Annotated in this window: 14 protein-coding genes; 7 read left to right on the top strand and 7 right to left on the bottom strand. The window is 63.9% G+C overall.

All coding sequences use genetic code 11. The annotated features are described in order from the left end of the window. Window positions 1-147 precede the first annotated feature (147 nt). Window positions 148-2,436: an arginine/lysine/ornithine decarboxylase gene (locus tag FN835_RS03180; protein ID WP_142661750.1), complete on the top strand. Its 2,289-nt coding sequence runs from the start codon at window positions 148-150 to the stop codon at window positions 2,434-2,436. A gap of 200 nt (window positions 2,437-2,636) precedes the next feature. Beyond that, a complete protein-coding gene (locus tag FN835_RS03175) occupies window positions 2,637-3,059 on the top strand; it encodes a VOC family protein (protein WP_142661749.1) in 423 nt (140 codons plus the stop codon). 16 nt (window positions 3,060-3,075) lie between these two features. Here FN835_RS03175 and FN835_RS21155 read toward each other — a convergent pair whose 3' ends face one another. The 7 genes from FN835_RS21155 to FN835_RS03145 all read right to left on the bottom strand — a co-directional run bounded on the left by FN835_RS21155 (window position 3,076) and on the right by FN835_RS03145 (window position 10,739). Continuing rightward, window positions 3,076-3,240 (bottom strand): hypothetical protein, encoded by a 165-nt coding sequence (locus FN835_RS21155; protein WP_185958564.1) that lies wholly within the window; start codon window positions 3,238-3,240, stop codon window positions 3,076-3,078. Further along, window positions 3,237-4,361, bottom strand: coding sequence for a YeeE/YedE thiosulfate transporter family protein (locus FN835_RS03170; protein ID WP_142661748.1), 1,125 nt, complete (start codon window positions 4,359-4,361; stop codon window positions 3,237-3,239). The genes FN835_RS21155 and FN835_RS03170 overlap by 4 nt, the downstream gene beginning before the upstream one ends. Continuing rightward, window positions 4,361-5,290, bottom strand: coding sequence for a sulfurtransferase (locus FN835_RS03165; RefSeq protein ID WP_142661747.1), 930 nt, complete (start codon window positions 5,288-5,290; stop codon window positions 4,361-4,363). The genes FN835_RS03170 and FN835_RS03165 overlap by 1 nt, the downstream gene beginning before the upstream one ends. A gap of 210 nt (window positions 5,291-5,500) precedes the next feature. Beyond that, complete coding sequence (locus FN835_RS03160; RefSeq protein WP_142661746.1) at window positions 5,501-6,778, bottom strand: solute carrier family 23 protein; 1,278 nt, start codon at window positions 6,776-6,778, stop codon at window positions 5,501-5,503. A gap of 130 nt (window positions 6,779-6,908) precedes the next feature. After that, the gene (locus tag FN835_RS03155; RefSeq protein WP_142661745.1) at window positions 6,909-8,177 is read right to left on the bottom strand and encodes an NAD(P)/FAD-dependent oxidoreductase; all 1,269 of its coding nucleotides are present in this window, start codon (window positions 8,175-8,177) and stop codon (window positions 6,909-6,911) included. A 178-nt stretch (window positions 8,178-8,355) separates the two neighbouring features. Then, window positions 8,356-9,540 (bottom strand): formaldehyde dehydrogenase, glutathione-independent, encoded by a 1,185-nt coding sequence (fdhA, locus tag FN835_RS03150; protein WP_142661744.1) that lies wholly within the window; start codon window positions 9,538-9,540, stop codon window positions 8,356-8,358. Between the two features lie 170 nt (window positions 9,541-9,710). Beyond that, on the bottom strand, window positions 9,711-10,739 hold the full coding sequence (locus FN835_RS03145; protein WP_221930388.1) for an AraC family transcriptional regulator: 1,029 nt from the start codon (window positions 10,737-10,739) through the stop codon (window positions 9,711-9,713). 139 nt (window positions 10,740-10,878) lie between these two features. On the opposite strand from FN835_RS03145, the gene FN835_RS03140 reads away from it, so the two are divergent. From FN835_RS03140 to FN835_RS03120, 5 genes are read left to right on the top strand one after another with little or no spacing between them, the layout of a single operon-like run. Further along, the gene (locus FN835_RS03140) at window positions 10,879-12,042 is read left to right on the top strand and encodes an isovaleryl-CoA dehydrogenase (RefSeq protein ID WP_142661742.1); all 1,164 of its coding nucleotides are present in this window, start codon (window positions 10,879-10,881) and stop codon (window positions 12,040-12,042) included. A gap of 8 nt (window positions 12,043-12,050) precedes the next feature. Continuing rightward, window positions 12,051-13,658: a carboxyl transferase domain-containing protein gene (locus FN835_RS03135; RefSeq protein WP_142661741.1), complete on the top strand. Its 1,608-nt coding sequence runs from the start codon at window positions 12,051-12,053 to the stop codon at window positions 13,656-13,658. Between the two features lie 12 nt (window positions 13,659-13,670). Beyond that, the gene (locus FN835_RS03130) at window positions 13,671-15,635 is read left to right on the top strand and encodes an acetyl/propionyl/methylcrotonyl-CoA carboxylase subunit alpha (RefSeq protein ID WP_142661740.1); all 1,965 of its coding nucleotides are present in this window, start codon (window positions 13,671-13,673) and stop codon (window positions 15,633-15,635) included. Then, window positions 15,628-16,509 carry a hydroxymethylglutaryl-CoA lyase gene (locus tag FN835_RS03125; RefSeq protein WP_142661739.1) on the top strand — a complete coding sequence of 294 codons (882 nt, stop codon included), beginning with the start codon at window positions 15,628-15,630 and terminating at the stop codon, window positions 16,507-16,509. Before FN835_RS03130 ends, FN835_RS03125 begins: the two co-directional genes overlap by 8 nt. After that, the gene (locus tag FN835_RS03120) at window positions 16,506-17,270 is read left to right on the top strand and encodes an enoyl-CoA hydratase-related protein (RefSeq protein WP_142661738.1); all 765 of its coding nucleotides are present in this window, start codon (window positions 16,506-16,508) and stop codon (window positions 17,268-17,270) included. Before FN835_RS03125 ends, FN835_RS03120 begins: the two co-directional genes overlap by 4 nt. Window positions 17,271-17,310 lie beyond the last annotated feature (40 nt).

The following is a 17,310-nucleotide window of genomic DNA, read 5'->3' as shown; positions in this document are numbered from 1 at the left end:
GCGGTCGGGCCGTTTCAGCGGCCCTTGACTGCAACCTTCCCAGCAGAAAGAACCGTCCTCGCATCCTGGACCTGAATCGCCGGGAACGCGTGGAGCCGGGGGCACAGCATCGTGTCCCCAACCCTGCCGGGCCGAAAGGAGACCTTGATGAAGTTCCGTTTTCCCATCGTCATCATCGACGAGGATTTCCGTTCCGAGAACTCCTCGGGCCTTGGCATCCGTGCGCTGGCCGACGCGATCGAGTCTGAGGGCTTCGAGGTGCTGGGCGCCACCAGCTATGGCGACCTGTCGCAATTCGCGCAGCAACAGTCGCGTGCCAGCGCCTTCGTGCTGTCGATCGACGACGAAGAATTCACCCCCGGCCCGGATCAGGATCCGGTCATCACCGATCTGCGCAACTTCATCGAGGAAGTGCGTTGGAAAAACGCCGATGTGCCGATCTACATCTATGGCGAGACCAAGACCTCGCGCCACCTGCCCAACGACATCCTGCGCGAATTGCACGGCTTCATCCATGCCTTCGAGGATACGCCCGAATTCGTCGCCCGCCACATCATCCGCGAAGCCAAGACCTATCTGGAAGGCATCCAGCCGCCCTTCTTCAAGGCGCTGCTGGATTACGCCGAGGACGGATCGTATTCCTGGCATTGCCCCGGCCATTCCGGCGGCGTGGCGTTCCTGAAATCGCCCATCGGCCAGATGTATCACCAGTTCTATGGTGAAAACATGCTGCGCGCCGATGTCTGCAACGCGGTCGAGGAACTGGGCCAGTTGCTGGACCATAACGGTGCCATCGGCGCGTCCGAACGCAATGCCGCGCGCATCTTCAATGCGGACCACTGCTTCTTCGTGACCAATGGCACCTCGACCTCGAACAAGATGGTCTGGCACCACACCGTTGCGCCGGGCGATGTTGTGGTCGTAGACCGCAACTGCCACAAGTCGATCCTGCATTCGATCATCATGACCGGCGCGATCCCGGTCTTCCTGAAGCCGACGCGCAACCATTACGGCATCATCGGCCCGATCCCCTATTCGGAATTCGAGATCGAGACGATCAAGGCCAAGATCCGCGCCAACCCGCTGCTGAAGGGCGTTGATGCCGACACCGTCAAACCGCGCATCATGACACTGACGCAATCGACCTATGACGGGGTTCTGTATAACACCGAAACCATCAAGGGCATGCTGGACGGCTGGGTCGAAAACCTGCATTTCGACGAGGCATGGCTACCACACGCCTCGTTCCACCCGTTTTACGGCACCTATCACGCCATGGGCCGCAAACGCGGGCGGACCGAACATTCGGTGACCTATGCCACGCAATCGGTCCACAAGCTGCTGGCGGGGATTTCACAGGCCAGCCACGTGCTGGTGCAGGACAGCCAGAACACCAAGCTGGACCGGCATCTGTTCAACGAATCCTATCTGATGCACACCTCGACCAGCCCGCAATATTCGATCATCGCCAGCTGCGACGTGGCCGCCGCGATGATGGAGCCGCCCGGCGGCACCGCGCTGGTCGAGGAATCCATCGCCGAGGCGCTGGATTTCCGCCGCGCCATGCGCAAGGTCGATGCCGAATTCGGCGATGACGACTGGTGGTTCCAGGTCTGGGGCCCCGAGGAGCTTGAGGAAGAAGGCATCGGCCGCACCAAGGACTGGGTCCTGCGCCGCACCGACAGCGAAGGCGTGCAGCGTGACGGCGAAGACAGCTGGCACGGCTTTGGCGACATGGCCCCCGGCTTCAACATGCTGGACCCGATCAAGGCCACGATCATCACCCCCGGCCTGAACCTGGATGGCCGGTTCGAGGATTGGGGCATCCCCGCCAGCATCGTGTCGAAATACCTGGCCGAACATGGCGTGGTGGTCGAAAAGACCGGGCTTTACAGCTTCTTCGTGATGTTCACCATCGGCATCACCAAGGGCCGCTGGAACACGCTTCTGGCCTCGCTCCAGCAGTTCAAGGACGATTACGCCAAGAACCAGCCGCTTTGGCGGGTGATGCCGGAATTCTGCCAGAAACAGCCGCGCTATGAACAGATGGGCCTGCGCGACCTGTGCCAGCACGTCCATTCGCTGTATTCGAAATACGACATCGCAATCCTCTCGACCGAGATGTATCTGAGCGATCATACCCCGGCCATGACGCCCAGCGATGCCTTTGCCCATATCGCGCGCCGCACCACGCAGCGCGTGCCGATCGACGAATTGGAAGGCCGCATCACCACCAGCCTTGTCACACCCTATCCGCCGGGCATCCCGCTGCTTATTCCGGGTGAGGTGTTCAACACCAAGATCGTGGAATACCTGAAATTCAACCGCGAATTCGAACGCGAATGTCCAGGGTTCGAAACCGACATCCACGGTCTTGTGCAGGAAACCGGGCCGGACGGGCGCAAGCATTACTTCGCGGATTGCGTCGCCGAGTAACGACATGGCGGGCGCGGCAATCGTCGCGCCCGCATCGACAAATGCGGACCTGCACGCTATAAGGATGGCGTCAGAAAAGGAGAGATCGGTGCGGTTAGCCCGGTCCCTGCGTCACCCGCAGGTCCTGACCGTCGCAGGACGAGTCCCATGGCCTTCAACGCCGGGCAATGCCGCCTTGGCGCAACGAAAGGTCTTTGGAAATGCAGCAGCAAATCTCGGTCATCACCCTTGGCGTGTCGGACATGGCACGTTCGCGGCAATTCTATACCCAAGGCTTCGGATGGCAGCCGGTCTTTGAAAACCCGGAGATCATCTTTTACCAGATGAACGGTCTGATGCTTGGCACGTTTGGGAAAGCCGCGCTTGAGGCGGATATGAACCGCGCCGGCTTGAAACAGCCCGGCGCGTTTTCCATAGCCCATAATGTCGCGCGGCAGCAGGATGTCGCACCGTTGATCGAACGGCTGGTCGCCGCGGGCGGAACAGTCTTGCGGGCGGCTGATGCGCCCCTGCATGGCGGCTTTCGCGGCTATGTCGCCGATCCGGATGACCATGCCTGGGAAATCGCATGGAACCCCGCATGGCCGATAGATGCCCAGGGCCATGTGACCTTCGGCATCTAAGCGGCCTTTTGCGGCGTCACTTGGGCATGGCGCCGCAGAAGCCGCCCACAGCCTCGACCCCGGAACCCAATGCAAAGATCGGCGGCGCCTTATAGGGGTTCGGGGGCGTCGTCGCGTGATCAAAGATCAGCAGCAGACCGACCAGCAATAGCGCGATGGGTGCAGTGATGCGACGGGTCATGCGCGCGCCTCCAGTCCCAGCATCGGGCGCAGGCGGACGCCCAGCACCGATCCTGCAAAGCCCGCCGCGAACCAGACCCAGCCATGCAAGCTGCCCGTCGAGATCCCCGAGAAAAAGGCACCGACGTTGCAGCCAAAGGCCAGCCGCGACGAATATCCAAGCGCAAGACCGGCGATGATCGTGGCGATCCACGCCTTGCCCGGCAGCTTGGGCAAGGGCTGCGACAACCCGCCATTGCGCCATGCCGCGACAAGGAAGGCACCGCCGATGATGCCGATATTCGTCAGCGAGGTCACATCTGTCAGCACGCTTTCACCCAGCCGCGCGGCATTGCCCGGCGCGCTCCAGAAAGCCGAACCCGACAGATCAACGCCAAGCGCCACCGCGCCTTTGGCCGCCCATAGCCCCAGGCCATAGACCACGCCCCAAGGCTGGCCCGCAACGACCAGATTGCCGATGGCCAGCGCCGCGACGATCACCGCCGCAATGACCAGCCGCCCCGGCACCCGCCGCGTGCCCGGCGCAGCCAGCGCCAGCAGCAAAACTGCCACCGCAGCCAACAGGCCAAGCGTCACGATCAGCCCGGAATTGCCCGTCAGCGTCAGAATCGGCAAAGCGCCCAGATCGGTCCACCACACAAGGCTGTAAGACCCCGCCAGACTACCAAGCGCAAAGAACGGCAGCGCCAGCAACCCCACCGGATTGCCGCTGCCCGCGTTCACCAGCGTGCCCGAACCACAACCCAGAACGACCTGCATCGCTGCACCAAAGACAAAGGCTCCGCCGACCATCGCCCAACCGATGGGGGCCTGTGCGCCGAAAATCTCGCCAGGATGGCTGGCCAGCAGCGGAAAGGCCACGATCGACACCAGCGCAATCGCCAGAAGCTGCGCCAGAATGCCCGAGGGATCGCGACGCAGGATCATCGCCCGCCACGGCCCGGCAAAGCCGAAACGCAGACCTTCAAGCGTGATACCGAAACCCAGACCGATCGCCAGCAGCACACCGAACCGCGCACCTGCGAACAGGGCCACGGCAAAGATCGCCGCAAGCCCCGCCAGCACCAGAAAACCGCGCTGGCCCAGCCGCGACGGCGCGGAAATCGCAAGCGCCTCGGCCATCAGTTGCTACCTTTGATCTGGTTCATCAGGTTCTGCATCAGGCCCGGCGTGTTTTCCATCTGACCGCCGGTCTGCGACCAGCCAACCATCGAGTCGGGATAAAGCTTCGCATCCTCGACCCCAGCCAGCTCGGAAAGCGCGAACCATTCGGTCGCGGCCCAATGGCCGGTATTGCAGAAGGCGACGACCGGTTCCTGCTTGCCGATGCCCAGCTTGGCCGCAACCTCGGCGGCCGAGGGCGCGTCCATCACCTTGGTCGGATCGTTGAACCAGACAGCGTGCGACACGCTTTCCGCACCGGGCAGCGTGCCGGGTTTGGATGCGGCAGTGTGGGCTTTTTCGCCCTTGAAGAACGGTTCGGGACGGGCGTCGATCAGCCGCGCCTGCTGCTGGCCATTGACCACGGCAGCGATGTCATCGGTCGTCGCCAGCCAGCGATGCGAGAACGTGATGTCCACATCCGACGGCACCGGCGCATTGGCCTTGGTTTCCAGCGGCAGACCTTGGGCCGCCCATTCGCCCATGCCCCCGTTCAGGATCGACAGATGACTGACCCCCGAGGATTTGAGCGTCCAATAGACCCGCGCCGCCGATCCGAAATCGCTGTTGTCTTCGCCCTGATGGACGATGACGACCGGACGCTCAAGCGTTACGCCCAGTTCGCGCAGGGTGGCTTCCAGCTTGTCTTCGGGGACCAGAGCGCCGGGGTTTTCCGCGGGACCGCGGAAACTGTCATAAGGGGCGGAAATCGCGCCCGCGATATGGCCTTGGCCATAAGCCTCGCCCCGGATGTCCAGAACCAGCGGGGCATCCGCGCCCGAGGTCAGGGTCTGTAGCTGGGCCGGTTCAACCAGCGGGCCGAAATCGGCGGCCTGAGCCGTGCCGGAAATGCAGATCGCGGCCAAGGCGGAAAGGGCAAGCGTTCTCATACGCGCGTCTCCTGACTGTGTTTGCGCCCGATTTCAGGCGTCACAACACCGTTGGCAAGGGGCCGGGCGATATGCGGCAACGGGATGGCGCGAATGCTGTCCGCACCCCGACCAGACCTGCATATCATGCCATAGCCCCAGCCGGACACATTCAGAAGGATGTTCCGGCACCGCATCGTTTCGCGGAACCGGGGTTTTTTTCGCAATATCTCAGGCGCGGCGGCCCATGCCCAATAACTGATACAGCACCAGCGCCGCAAAGGTGGACGTGCCGATGCCACCCAGCGCGAATCCACCAATGTTCACAGTGAAATCGCCCGCGCCAAAGATCAGCGCCACGCCCACCGTGAACAGGTTGCGCGGGTCCGAGAAGTCAACGCGGTTGTCCACCCAAATCCGCGCCATGGCCGATGCGATCAGGCCAAAGACGCACACCGCCAGGCCCGCCAGAACCGAGGCCGGGATGGTTTGCAAGATCGCCCCGAATTTCGGCGAAAGGCCAAGGCAGATCGCGATGATGGCCGCGATGGGAAAGATCAGGGTCGAATATACGCGGGTCATCGCCATGACGCCGATATTTTCGGCATAGGTGGTGACCCCCGTGCCGCCACCGCTGCCCGCGATCATCGTGGCAATGCCGTCGCCCAGAAAGCCGCGCCCGATATAGCGGTCCATATCGCGCCCGGTGATGGAACCCAGCGCCTTGATATGCCCAAGGTTTTCCGCGACCAGCACGATGGCGACCGGCGCAATCAGCGAAATCGCGGTCCAGTCGAAAACCGGCGCGGTGAAGTTCGGCACTCCGAACCACGGCGCGGCCCCGACGGTTGCAAAGTTGATGCCCGGAACGATGCCCAGCCCATTGCCCAGCACCAGAACCAGCAGATAGCCAAAGCCAAGCGCGATCAGCACCGCGACCCGCCTTGTGGCCTGCCGGCCGTAGACCGACACCAGCGCCATGCAAAGCACCGTGGCCAGCGCAATGCCAAGATGGGCATGTGTGCCCTGCAACTGCTGGACCGCGACCGGGGCAAGATTCAGCCCGATGGCAACCCCGATGGCACCTGTGACTGCGGGTGGCATCAGCCGCTCGACCCAGCCCGAGCCAATGGCCATCACGATCAGCCCGATCAGCGCATAGATCAGACCTGCCGCGATGATGCCGCCAAGCGCCACACCGATATTCGGGTTCGGACCTCCGCCCGCAAAGCCGGTCGCTGCCATGATGACCGCGATGAATGCAAAGGACGAACCCAGATAGCTGGGAACCCGCCCGCCCGTGATGAAAAAGAACAGCAGCGTGCCGATGCCGGAAAAGAACACCGCGACATTCGGATCAAAGCCCATGATCAGCGGCGCAAGGATGGTCGAGCCGGACATGGCCAGCAAATGCTGCACGCTCATCGGCAGGGCAGCGGCCAGTGGCAGCTTTTCGTCTGGAAGCACCGTGGCGCCAGTGGCGCGGCGCCATTCGGGGAAATAGCCCATCGTGTTTTCTCGGATAACGGTCGTGTGACACCCCTCATGCGCGCATCGGCGCAGGATTTCCAGTGCCTGTCCCGCATCCTGGCCGGTATTGCGGCATCGCTGCCGCAATCCTTGTGGGTGTCGCGGGCGCCTACTTCTCGCGCTCGGTTTCCTTCAGCGTCTCTTTCTGGGTGATCAGCCGGGCCGAGTTCTGGCCTGACAGGAACACCCATAGCCAGCTCAGCGACACGAAAAGCCGCGACCGCGCGCCGATCAGGAAATAGATATGCGCGATGCCCCAGACCCACCACGCCAGCCAGCCGCGCATCTTGAAGCGGCCATATTCGATGACGGCCGCATTGCGCCCGATGGTCGCCAGATTGCCCATATGACGATAACGAAATGGCGCGGGCTTGGGCTGGCCGCGCAGCCGCGCGACGATCGTGCGCGCGGCATAGACGCCCTGCTGCTTGGCTGCGGGCGCAACGCCGGGCACGGGCTTGCCGTCGGAAATCACATGCGCGGTATCGCCCAGAACAAAGATATTGGGATCGCCCGGAACCGTCAGGTCGTCACCGACCATGACGCGGCCAGCGCGGTCGCCTTCCGCAGCCAGCCAGTCCTTGGCGCGCGATGCCTGCACGCCCGCCGCCCAGATCGTGGTGCGTGCCGGAATGATCTGTCCCGCGACCGTGATTCCGTCCCACGTGCATTCCGTCACCGGATGCCCGGTCATCACCTCGACCCCGCTTTTTTCCAGAGCCGCCTTGGCATAGCCCGAAAGTTCGTCGCTGAAGGCGGGCAGGATGCGCGGCCCCGCCTCGATCAGCAGGATGCGGGCCTTGCGCGTGTCGATGTGGCGGAATTCGCGCGGCAGGATGCGATGCGCCAATTCGGCAAGAATGCCGACCAGCTCGACCCCCGTCGGACCCGCGCCGATGACGGTGAACGTCAGCAAAGCCTGCCGTTCGGCCTCATCCTCGGTCAGCTCGGCGCGCTCAAAGGCCAGAAGCATCCGGCGACGGATGGTGGTCGCGTCCTCAAGCGTTTTCAGGCCCGGAGCGTCGGCTTCCCACGCATCCTTGCCGAAATAGGCGTGGCGCGCACCCGTGGCGATGACAAGCGTATCGAACGGCACGCGCGTGCCGCTGCGCAGCACGACTTCGCGGGCGGTGCGGTCCACGCCCTCGACCGTGCCCAGAAGCGTCGTCACGTCGTCGCGGTCATGCAGCAGCGCACGGATCGGCCATGCGATGTCCGATGTTGCAAGCAGCGTCGTTGCAACCTGATAAAGCAAAGGCTGGAACAGGTGGTGATTGCGTTGATCGATCAGCGTGATCTGGCAATCCGCCCCCTTCAGCCCAAGAACGGTTTGCAGCCCGGCAAAGCCCGCACCGATGACGACGACCCGATGCTTCATCGGAAATTCCCTTCAGAGTTCACGACCAGAGGAGCCTGCTCCTTTCACTGGCCGAACGCTAAAGCAAGCGGGACTTCCGTGGCAAACAACAACAAGCACGGCGCTGCGTCACTTGGCCGCAATGCCGTTGATGCGAAAATGGGCAGGCGCGCCGCCATCGCGGCACGCCTTGGTTTCCTTAGGCGACCAGCATCCCGTGCGGGTCCAGAACGAACTTCTTGGCCACACCTTGATCAAAGCTTTCATAGCCCGCGACGGCCTGATCCAGCGGAATGATCGTCGCGTTCACGATGTCGGCGATCGGCAGGCGGTCGTGCAGGATCGCCTGCATCAGTTGCCGGTTGTATTTCAGCACCGGGGTCTGGCCGGTATGCAGCGACTGCGCCTTGGCCCAGCCCAGACCGAAGCGCATCGACAGGCTGCCATGCTTGGCGGCGTCATCGACCGCGCCCGGATCTTCGGTCACGTAAAGGCCGGGGATGCCGATATTGCCGGCGGCGCGGGTGATCTGCATCATCTGGTTCAGCACGATCGCGGGCTGCTCGCCGCCCGAATGACCGCGCGCCTCAAAGCCCACGGCGTCGATGGCGGCATCCACCTCGGGGGATCCGGTGATCTCGGCGATCATCTCGGGCAGGTTGTCGCCCTTGGACAGGTCCACCGGTTCGAACCCGACCTTGCGGGCGTGTTCAAGACGTTCCTTGTTGAAATCCCCGATCATCACGACCGCCGCGCCCAGAATCCGGGCCGAGGCCGCAGCCGCCAGACCCACCGGGCCCGCACCCGCAACATAGACGATGGACCCCACGCCCACGCCCGCCTTCCATGCACCGTGAAAACCGGTCGGCAGGATGTCCGACAGCATGGTCAGGTCGCGGATTTTCGACATCGCGCGATCACGGTCAGGGAACTTCAGCAGGTTGAAATCGGCATAAGGCACCATGACATAGCGCGCCTGACCGCCGATCCAGCCGCCCATATCGACATAGCCGTAAGCACCGCCCGCCCGCGCCGGGTTCACCGTCAGGCAGACGCCCGTATCTCCTTCGCGGCAGCAGCGGCAGCGCCCGCAGGCGACGTTGAACGGAACCGAGACGATGTCGCCGATGTCCAGCATCTCGACATCGGCGCCCTTCTCGATCACCTCGCCGGTGATCTCATGGCCCAGCACCAGACCGGCTTCGGCAGTGGTCCGGCCGCGCACCATATGCTGGTCCGAGCCACAGATATTGGTCGAGACGACCTTAAGGATGACGCCATGCTCGATCTTGCGCCCGTCCGGCGCGTGCAGGCCGGGATCGGCAATGTTCTGCACTTCGACCTTGCCCGGCCCGATATAGACCACGCCTCTGTTGCTGCTCATACGATCTTCCCTCCTTGATCGTTGCCTGATGCGCCGCCTCCTGCCGCACGCATCGCGGGGCCGTCGCGACGGCCTTGCGCATGATCGGATGTTATCCAAGCGCGCAGACGCCGATGTGCCGTTTGCGACAGGGGCCGACCTGAATCAGACACGCAGCCCCCGCGCCGCGATCACGAAGCCTTGCGCACGATCTGTTGTGGCTGGCCCTGCCGGTATTCCAGAGGCGTCAGGCCGGTCCAACTGCGAAAGGCGCGTGAAAAGCTCGACTCGCTGCGATACCCCACCATATGGGCGACCCGCTTGATCGGCAGATCGCGGCGCAGCAGCAATTCCTGCGCCAGACGGGCACGCGCGCGGGATTTCAGCGCGATCAGCGATGTGCCCTCATCTTGCAGATGCCGCTGCAGGCTGCGTGGCGAAATTCCCAGTTCAGCGGCCAGCCTGCCCATATCCATTGATGATGCGTCCCGTTCAAACAGGCGCTGAATGCGCTGCGACAACAGCCGGTCCTGTCGGTATTGCCGTGCCATCAGCGGGATTGCCGCCTGCAGGCGCTGGCGCAAGGCCTGATCGTCGCGCAGCACCGGCAGCGCCAGATAGCCCGCGTCAAAAGCGATCTGCGCAAAGCCCGCGCCGAATGTGACCCGCCCGCCGAACATCCGGTCATAGGCGGCATGGTGGTCGGGCCGGGCGAAAGGGAAATCCGCCTGCTCGATGGGAATGCGCGAATCCGCCAGCCAGCAGGATATGCCGTGGACATTGCGCAGAACGCTGACCAGTGCGAATTCCTGCGCCTGCCCCAGATCGGTGGTCTGATGGATGCGGACATATGCCCGCCCCTTGTCCAAGCCGGTTTCGACGCGGATATCCTCGGTCAGCAGATTATGGTGACGACACCAGCGCCGCAGCGCGACCGACAGGTCCGGCGACGGCAATGACGCACGCAGCAGCATTCCGTAACTGCCCCAAGGCAAGCGACGCGAGAACCAGCCCGGCGCCTCGTCATCCAGATCGCGCATGGCGTATTCGGACAAATCCTCGAACGGTTGCAGCCCTACCCAACCGCCAGCCAGATCGGCAGGCTTTATCCCCGCATGATGCAAAGCGGGGCAGCAATCCAAGGCACGCACGGCATAGGCCCGCAGGATCGCATGGACAAAGGCGGCAGGGATTTCACGGCGATGCGGAGGGTGATCCATGAACGCTCCTTGGTGGCGCATTCTGCACAGTCTTTGGCGTGAATTGCAACCGGCCAGCGGCTAGGCTGGGGATCGGCGGAACCCCGGCACGGACCTGGGTCGTTTGGGTGATGCAACGCTGCACAGGGGAGAGAGAGCCATGTTCGACGCCGTGATGAACTTTGGTCTGGGCGAGGATGTCATAGCCATCCGCGATATGGTGCGTCGCTTCGCGTCCGAACGCATCGCACCGCACGCAGCCCGGATCGACCGCGACAACGAATTCCCCGCCGAGCTGTGGCGCGAATTCGGCGAGCTGGGCCTTTTGGGCATCACCGTCCCCGAGGAGGACGGCGGCGCAGGCATGGGCTACCTGGCGCATTGCGTGGCGATGGAGGAAATCTCGCGGGCATCGGCCTCGGTCGCGCTGTCATACGGCGCGCATTCGAACCTGTGCGTGAACCAGATGCGGCGTTGGGGCAATGCGGCGCAAAAGGCGAAATACCTGCCCAAGCTGATCTCGGGCGAGCATGTCGGCGCGCTGGCCATGTCCGAACCGGGGGCGGGATCGGATGTCGTGGGCATGAAACTGCGCGCCCGCCGCGATGGCGACCGATTTGTGCTGAACGGCAACAAGATGTGGATCACCAACGGCCCCGATGCGAATACGCTGATCGTCTATGCGAAGACCGATCCCGATGCCGGGCCGCGCGGCATCACGGCGTTCATCGTCGAACGCGGAATGCCCGGCTTTTCGACCGCGCAAAAGCTGGACAAGCTGGGGATGCGCGGATCAAACACCTGCGAGCTGGTGTTTCAGGATTGCGAAATTCCGGCTGAAAACGTGCTGGGCGAAATCGGCAAGGGCGTGAACGTGCTGATGTCGGGGCTGGATTACGAACGGGTGGTTCTGGCGGGCGGGCCCTTGGGCATCATGGCGGCGGCGATGGATATCGTCGTGCCCTATGTCCACCAGCGCGAACAGTTCGGCCAGCCCATCGGCATGTTCCAGTTGATGCAGGGCAAGCTGGCCGACATGTATACGACGATGAATGCCTGCCGCGCCTATGTCTATGCCGTGGCCTCTGCCTGCGACAGGGGCGAGACAACGCGCAAGGACAGCGCGGGCTGCATTCTTTATTCCGCCGAACGCGCCACGCAACTGGCGCTTGATGCGATCCAGTGCCTGGGCGGCAACGGTTATATCAACGAATTCGACACCGGACGCCTGCTGCGCGACGCGAAACTGTATGAAATCGGCGCGGGCACCTCGGAAATACGGCGGATGCTGATCGGGCGCGAAATCTTTGAGCAGACGAAATAGGTGCGGGGATGAGCAGGCTGACCAGCGGGCTTGCCCCGCAATCGCCGGAATTTACCGCCAACGCGCAGCGGATGGATGGGTTGATCCGGGAATTCGCCGAGCTGGCCGAAAAGACCATGCAGGGCGGTGATGAAAAATCCCGCGCCCGCCACGTCTCACGCGGGAAGCTTTTGCCGCGTGACCGGGTGGCGGCGCTGCTGGACCCCGGCAGTGCGTTTCTTGAACTGGGGCTGTTTGCAGCGCATGGCGTTTATGACAGCGACATTCCGGCGGCAGGCGTCATCGGGGGCATCGGGCGCGTGTCGGGCCGCGACTGCATGATCCTGTGCAACGACGCGACGGTCAAAGGCGGCACTTATTACCCCCTGACCGTCAAAAAGCACCTGCGCGCGCAGGAAATCGCCGAGGAAAACCGCCTGCCCTGCATCTATCTGGTCGATAGCGGCGGCGCGAACCTGCCCAATCAGGACGAGGTGTTTCCCGACCGCGACCATTTCGGGCGTATCTTTTACAATCAGGCAAGGATGAGCGCGAAGGGCATCACCCAGATCGCGGTCGTCATGGGGTCGTGCACCGCCGGCGGCGCCTATGTCCCGGCGATGAGCGATCAGACCATCATCGTCAAGGAACAGGGCACGATCTTTCTGGCCGGCCCGCCGCTGGTCAAGGCTGCCACGGGCGAGGTGGTGGACGCCGAAACCCTTGGTGGCGGCGATACGCATACGCGGCTGTCCGGCGTGGCCGACTATCTGGCGGAAAACGATGCCCATGCGCTGGCGCTGGCGCGGCAGATCGTGGCCAATCTGGGCCATGCCCCAGCCCCCGCGATCCCCCTGCGCGATGCCGTGCCCCCGCGACTGGACCCGGCGGAACTGCCCGGCATCATCCCGTCGGACGCCAAGAACCCCTTTGACATCCGCGAAATCATCGGCCGCATCGTCGATGGCTCGGATTTCGAGGAGTTCAAGGAACGCTTCGGCACGACGCTGGTCTGCGGCTTTGCGCATATCGACGGCATTCCCGTGGGCATCATCGGCAATAACGGCGTGCTGTTTTCCGAAAGCTCGCAAAAGGGGGCGCATTTCATCGAACTTTGCTGCCAGCGCAAGACGCCGCTGCTGTTTTTGCAAAACATCACGGGTTTCATGGTCGGCTCGAAATACGAGGCGGGCGGGATCGCGCGGGATGGAGCGAAGCTGGTCGCCGCCGTCTCGACCGCCGCGGTGCCCAAGGTCACGGTGATCGTCGGCGGATCGTTCGGGGCGGGGAATTACGGCATGTGCGGACGCGCCTTTGGCCCGCGCTTCCTGTGGATGTGGCCCAATGCCCGCATCTCGGTCATGGGCGGCGAGCAGGCGGCGAACGTGCTGGCCACCGTGCGCCGCAGCGCGATCGAGGGGCGCGGCGGCACGTGGGACAACGCTGAGGAAGCGGCCTTCAAGCAACCCGTTCTGGACCAGTTCGAGGCGCAGTCGCATCCGCTTTATTCCTCGGCCCGGCTATGGGACGACGGGATCATCGACCCGCGCAGCACCCGCGACGTGGTGGCGCTGTCGCTGCGGGCGGCACTGAATGCCCCGATCGAGGACACGCGCTTTGGCGTGTTCCGGATGTAAGGGGTGGCGCTGATGTTCACAAAAATCCTGATTGCCAATCGCGGCGAAATCGCCTGCCGCGTCATCGACACCGCCCGCCGCATGGGGATTGCCACGGTCGCTGTCTATTCCGACGCGGATGCCTGTGCCCGCCACCGCAACCTTGCCGATCAGGCTGTCCATATCGGTCCCGCCCCCGCCGCCGAAAGCTATCTGCAAGACGCGCGGATCATTGAGGCCGCATTGGCAACGGGCGCGCAGGCAATCCATCCGGGCTATGGTTTTCTGTCCGAGAACCCCGATTTCGTGCAGGCGGTCGAAGCGGCGGGACTGGTCTTCATCGGCCCCTCGGTCGCGTCGATCCGGGCCATGGGGCTGAAGGACGCGGCAAAGGCGCTGATGGCCGATGCTGGCGTTCCCGTGGTTCCCGGCTATCACGGCCCCCGGCAAGAGGCTGATTTTCTGGCCGCTGAGGCTGCGAAGATCGGCTATCCCGTGCTGATCAAGGCCCGCGCGGGCGGCGGCGGCAAGGGGATGCGGCTTGTCGAAGACCCCGCAGATTTCCTTGCCGCGCTGGAAGGGGCGCAGCGCGAAGGCCGCGCCAGCTTTGGCGACGGGGCCGTGCTGATCGAGAAATACATCACAACCCCCCGCCATATCGAGGTGCAGGTCTTTGGCGACCGGCATGGCAACGTCGTGCATCTTTACGAACGCGACTGTTCGCTGCAACGCCGTCATCAAAAGGTGATCGAGGAAGCGCCCGCCCCCGACATGCCCCCCGCCGTTCGCGCCGCGATGACCGATGCCGCGCTGAAGGCCGCGCGCGCGGTCGGTTATTACAATGCCGGGACGATTGAGTTCATCGCCGACGGCTCGGGCCCGCTGCGCCCGGACGGTTTCTGGTTCATGGAAATGAACACCCGGCTTCAGGTCGAACACCCCGTGACCGAGGCAGTGACGGGCCTTGATCTGGTCGAATGGCAATTGCGCGTCGCCGCAGGTCAGGCACTGCCGCTGACGCAGGATCAGATCGCGCTGAACGGTCATGCGTTCGAGGCGCGCATCTATGCCGAAGACCCGGCCAAGGGCTTCCTGCCTGCGCCCGGTCCGCTGCTGCACGTGGCCTTTGCCGCGTCGGCACGTGTGGATACGGGCGTACGCAGCGGCGACCAGATCAGCCCGCATTACGACCCGATGATCGCCAAGCTGACCAGCCACGCCGCGACCCGCGATCAGGCGCTGTCGCAGCTGCACAGGGCGCTTGGCCAGACCCATATCGCAGGCACGGCGACCAACCTGCGTTTCCTGCAGGCCCTGTGCATTGATGCCGATTTCGCCGCTGGCCGCATGGATACCGGACTGATCGCACGCAAACAGGACACGCTGACCCGATCCACCCCACCGGACGCAGCCGCGATCCTGTTCGCGGCACTGACGGCGCTGAACGTCGATCCTGCACAGCCGCGTCTGGGCTTTCGTCTTTGGGGCGCGGCGCGGCAGACGGTCGAGCTGATACATGCCGGTCAGACCATGACCCGCGGCCTTGAGCTCGTCCCCGGTCTTTTGACGCTGACAGATGGCACGTCCCGCGCGGAATTCGAGGCGGTCGCGCGGGCTGGCGATCGGATGCAGGCCCGTCATCAGGGCCGCAACCTGAATGCGCAGGTCGTGCGGGTGGGCGACACGATCTCGGTTCTGCTGGATGGGCGCAGCGATGATTTCACGCTGGTCGATCATCTGGAAATCGAACGCGCGGGCGCGGCGGCCGAAAACCGGATCACCGCACCGATGACGGGTCTGGTGCGTGCCGTGGCCGTGCAGCCGGGGGCGAAGGTCGGCAAGGGCGACCTGATCGTCGTGCTTGAGGCGATGAAGATGGAACACAGCCTGCGCGCCGCAGCAGATGGCATGATCGAGGCGGTGCATTGCGCTGCGGGCGACAACGTATCGGACGGCGCGCTGCTGGTCGAATTCACGCCGGACAACGCCGATGGCTGAACACGTGACCATCTACGAGGTCGGCCCCCGCGACGGCTTGCAGAACGAACCGGGCTTCGTCCCCACCCCGGTCAAGATCGAACTGATCGAGCTGCTGTCGCAAACCGGGCTGACCCGGATCGAGGCGGCAAGCTTTGTCTCGCCCAAATGGGTGCCGCAGATGGCGGATGCGGCGGATGTCATGGCAGGCATCCACCGGCACCCCGGCATCCGCTATGCCGCGCTGACACCCAACATGCAGGGCTTTGCCGCCGCCCAGACAGCCAAGGCCGATGAGGTGGCAATCTTTGCCTCTGCCTCGGAAGGATTCAGCCGCAAGAACATCAACTGCTCGATTGCCGAAAGTCTGGAACGCTTTGCCCTGGTCGCCATGGCCGCACGACAGGCGGGGATACATCTGCGCGGCTATGTCTCTTGCGTGGTCGAATGTCCCTATGACGGGCCGGTCGCGCCCGAGGCGGTGGCCCGGGTCGCCCAGGCCCTGCTGGATGCGGGCTGCTATGAGGTGTCGCTGGGCGACACCATCGGTCGCGCCAGACCCGAGGCCGTGGACCGCCTGCTGCGCCACCTGACCGCCAGCATCGCGCCTGCGCGTCTGGCCGGGCATTTCCATGACACCAACGGTCAGGCATTGGAAAACGTCGCCGTAGCCCTGACCCATGGACTGCGCAGCTTTGACAGCGCCATCGGCGGCTTGGGCGGCTGCCCCTATGCCCCCGGCGCGCGGGGCAATGTCTCGACATTGCCGCTGGTGCGGATGCTGATGGGCGCGGGCTGGGAAACCGGCCTTGATCTGGCCGCGTTGGAGCAGGCCGAGGCGTTCATGGCAACCCGCATCGCCCCCGCCCCCAAATCGGCAGGAGGGCCGAGATGACCGAAACCATCCTGATCCAGACCGATAACGACGGCATCGCCACGCTGACGCTGAACCGCCCTGACAAGCATCACGCCATGAACGCGCGCATGATCGCCGAACTGACCGAGGCGGCGGCGCAGCTGGGCGAGGATGGGAATGTTCGCGCAGTGATCCTGGCCTCGACCGGGCCAAGTTTCTGTGCTGGGGGGGATCTTGAATGGATGCGCGCCCAGCAGGCCGCCGACCGCGCCGGGAAAATGGCCGAAGCGGGGCGCCTGTCGGCCATGCTTGCGGCGTTGAACGCACTGCCAAAGCCCCTGATCGCCAAGGTGCAGGGCAACGCCTATGGCGGTGGGATCGGGCTGATCGCCGTCAGCGACATCGCCATCGCCGCCGAAGGGGTCAAGCTGGCGCTGACCGAAACGCGGCTGGGCCTGATCCCCGCCACCATCGGCCCGTTTGTCGTGGCCCGCATGGGACAGGGCATGGCGCGGCAGATCTTTTTCGCGGGCAACCCGATCACGCAGGATTTCGCCCTGCGCGCGGGCCTGCTGCATCAGGTCTGCGCGGCCGATCAGCTTGAGGGCGCGGTGCGCAGACAAGCCGATGCGGTGCTGAAAACTGCCCCCGCCGCCGTAGCTGCGGCCAAGGCATTGTGCCAGCGGTTGGGACAGGATCAGGCGGGCGACATCGCGGCATCCATCACCGCGCTTGCCGATTGCTGGGAAGGGGCCGAGGCGCAGGAACGCATCCGCGAATTTCTGTCCGGTGGTCGCTAAACCACCGGGTTGCCAGAAAAACAAAATTTATCAGGAATGA

This window comes from Paracoccus laeviglucosivorans (assembly GCF_900182695.1).
In the GTDB taxonomy this organism is placed as follows: domain Bacteria; phylum Pseudomonadota; class Alphaproteobacteria; order Rhodobacterales; family Rhodobacteraceae; genus Paracoccus; species Paracoccus laeviglucosivorans.
The sequence above is the reverse complement of the archived record's forward strand: the minus strand, read 5'-3'. Positions and strand labels throughout refer to the sequence as shown.

Excerpts from the sequence above, each read along its gene's own strand:
- FN835_RS03140 (WP_142661742.1), top strand. The coding sequence starts at position 10,879 with ATGTTCGACGCCGTGATGAACTTTGGTCTGGGCGAGGATGTCATAGCC.
- FN835_RS03160 (WP_142661746.1), bottom strand. The coding sequence starts at position 6,778 with ATGGGCTATTTCCCCGAATGGCGCCGCGCCACTGGCGCCACGGTGCTT.
- fdhA (WP_142661744.1), bottom strand. The coding sequence starts at position 9,540 with ATGAGCAGCAACAGAGGCGTGGTCTATATCGGGCCGGGCAAGGTCGAA.
- FN835_RS21155 (WP_185958564.1), bottom strand. The coding sequence starts at position 3,240 with ATGACCCGTCGCATCACTGCACCCATCGCGCTATTGCTGGTCGGTCTG.
- FN835_RS03165 (WP_142661747.1), bottom strand. The coding sequence starts at position 5,290 with ATGAGAACGCTTGCCCTTTCCGCCTTGGCCGCGATCTGCATTTCCGGC.
- FN835_RS03180 (WP_142661750.1), top strand. The coding sequence starts at position 148 with ATGAAGTTCCGTTTTCCCATCGTCATCATCGACGAGGATTTCCGTTCC.
- FN835_RS03120 (WP_142661738.1), top strand. The coding sequence starts at position 16,506 with ATGACCGAAACCATCCTGATCCAGACCGATAACGACGGCATCGCCACG.
- FN835_RS03155 (WP_142661745.1), bottom strand. The coding sequence starts at position 8,177 with ATGAAGCATCGGGTCGTCGTCATCGGTGCGGGCTTTGCCGGGCTGCAA.
- FN835_RS03175 (WP_142661749.1), top strand. The coding sequence starts at position 2,637 with ATGCAGCAGCAAATCTCGGTCATCACCCTTGGCGTGTCGGACATGGCA.
- FN835_RS03135 (WP_142661741.1), top strand. The coding sequence starts at position 12,051 with ATGAGCAGGCTGACCAGCGGGCTTGCCCCGCAATCGCCGGAATTTACC.
- FN835_RS03125 (WP_142661739.1), top strand. The coding sequence starts at position 15,628 with ATGGCTGAACACGTGACCATCTACGAGGTCGGCCCCCGCGACGGCTTG.
- FN835_RS03170 (WP_142661748.1), bottom strand. The coding sequence starts at position 4,361 with ATGGCCGAGGCGCTTGCGATTTCCGCGCCGTCGCGGCTGGGCCAGCGC.
- FN835_RS03130 (WP_142661740.1), top strand. The coding sequence starts at position 13,671 with ATGTTCACAAAAATCCTGATTGCCAATCGCGGCGAAATCGCCTGCCGC.
- FN835_RS03145 (WP_221930388.1), bottom strand. The coding sequence starts at position 10,739 with ATGGATCACCCTCCGCATCGCCGTGAAATCCCTGCCGCCTTTGTCCAT.